Origin of the sequence: Micromonospora reichwaldensis, assembly GCF_031845925.1 — a bacterium.
GTDB classification, from domain to species: domain Bacteria; phylum Actinomycetota; class Actinomycetes; order Mycobacteriales; family Micromonosporaceae; genus Micromonospora; species Micromonospora reichwaldensis.
The window spans coordinates 1-2,081 of sequence record NZ_JAVRFL010000074.1; the positions used below are offsets into that span (position 1 = coordinate 1).

Below are 2,081 nucleotides of genomic sequence, written 5' to 3' on the forward strand. Positions count from 1 at the left end.
CGTTCCATTTGTTGGAGGTGCCGGCGAAGGTGGTGCCGGTGGAGGTGGAGACGTAGACGTCGTTGAGGGTGCCGTGGGTGAAGGTGACGATGTCGTCGCGTCCGTCGCCGGTGAAGTCCGTGGGCGAGCCCGCCAGATACCGGCCACCCGTCGGCGACGTACCGCAGTTGTCGCTGACCAGGTACTTCTGGTGGTACTGGCCGGGGTAGGGCGCCAGCGACGTCCCGTTGATGACGATCGTCTGCCCCACGCCGTTGTAGAGCTGTTCGTAGTGGATGTGCGGCCCCGACGAGTTGCCGGTGCTGCCCGTGGTGCCGATCTGCTGGCCCTGCTGCACGTACGCCCCGTCGGGCACGGAGTAGGAACTGAGGTGGAAGTAGTAGGTGGTCCAGCCGCCGCCGTGGTCGATGACGATGTAGTTGCCGGCGCCGCTGGGCTGCGAGTACCGCCGGGCGACGCCCGCCGCGGAGGCGACCTGCGGCGTGCCCGCCGTGGCGCCCCCGTCGGCCCGCACGAAGTCCAGAGCCTGCCGGACCTCGGCGCTGTGGTGGTCGTACGTCCACCGCTGCCCGCACGGGAACGGCGCCTTGAAGTTCGGCGCGGCGAGCGCGGGGGACGACGTCCCCACCGCGCCGGTCAGGACGCCCACCGCCAGGGTGAGCAGGGTGGCCAGGACGCGACGCGCCCCGGTCCTCGGAGGCCGTGACATGAGGTGACTCCCGTCAGGGAAGACTCGGATGGGGTCGGGGGAGCGGACACGCCGGTCGGCGTGCGGAGGCCGCCCGGTGGGGCGGGACGGTCGGGCCGCGGTGGGGCGTCGTCGACGACGCGCCACCGGGCCGCGACGGGTGTCTGCGGTGGCGGCGCGTCGTCGACGGGGCTCAGCCGGCGCGGCGCAGGCGGCCGAGCATCCCGTTGAGGTCCTGGACGAAGATGTCGTGCCGGAAGAAGTGGCCGCCGGGCAGCTCACGCCACTCGTGCGGGATGCCTGCTCGCCCGAGGGCCGCCCGGAATTCGCGCTGACCGGCCAGCACCTGCGTCTCGTTGACGTAGTCGAACCAGTTGATCGGGTCGGGCGAGGTGCCGGCGACCAGGAAGATGCGCTTGTTGCGGTAGCTCTCGATGCGCTGGACCGGGTTGTCGGCGGTGACCCGTGCCTCGTCCCACAGCGGCGCGCCGTAGACGGTGCCGCCGCCGAGGTCCATCGCGGCCGAGGTGGTGTTGGCCCAGTGCACGACGAGGCCGAAGTCGCGGCGCAGGCTGGCCGGTCCGGAGTGGGAACTGACCGAGCAGAAGTGGCCGTAGTACTTCGCGGTGTACTTGAGGGCGCCGAACCCGCCCATCGAGAAGCCGGCGACGGCGCGGCCGTTGTACTCGGGGAAGGTACGGAAGTTCGACTCGATCCAGGGCAGCAGCTGCGCGATGTGGAAGGTCTCCCAGTTGCGGGGACCGGTGTTGCTGCTGACCGGGTTCGAGTACCAGCCGGTGGAGGCGTCCGGCATGACGACGATGATCTCCCTGCCGGCGGTCAGGTTGATGATGTTGTCCTGCATGTGGAAGGTCCGGAAGTCGGCCGCCCCGCCGTGCAGCAGGTACAGCACCGGGTAGCGCTTGCCGCTGGTGTGGTAGCCGTCGGGCAGCAGGACGTTGACCGCCGGGTCCCACTCGATGGCGTCGGTGGCGAACCGGTAGTACTGCAACCGGCCACCGTTCTCGTTGCGGCCCACGATGCGCAGGCCGTGGCCGTCGCGGGCGGCGGCGGACGCGGGCAGCGGCGCGGCGAGGGCACCGGCGAACGCGCCTGCGGCGGCGACTCCCGCGGCGCCGGTCAGCAGGCGTCGGCGGCTGACGGGCCGGCGGGTGGCAGGGACGTTGTCCATGAGTACCTCCATTGGGGATGGAACCGCGCCGGAACGGCCGCGCGGCGCGGGGCTTTCCACGTGCGTACGACGGGCTCAGAGGGTGGTTTCGCCGTTGAGGCCGAAGAAGTCGTGCCATTTGGTGCTGGGGTTGAAGGTGGTGCCGGTGGAGAGTGCGACGTGGACGTCGTTGGTGGTGCCTTTGGTGAAGACGATGATGTC

At 70.5% G+C, this 2,081-nt stretch carries 2 protein-coding genes; both read right to left on the reverse strand.

What is annotated here, in order from left to right; genetic code table 11:
• On the reverse strand, positions 1-709 hold a 709-nt coding region (locus tag RM555_RS30760; RefSeq protein ID WP_311414991.1), incomplete at its 3' end, for a M23 family metallopeptidase.
• Positions 710-881: 172 nt separating this feature from the next.
• Positions 882-1,880, reverse strand: a complete 999-nt coding sequence (locus RM555_RS30765; protein ID WP_311414992.1) for an alpha/beta hydrolase — start codon at positions 1,878-1,880, stop codon at positions 882-884.
• Positions 1,881-2,081: the final 201 nt, after the last annotated feature.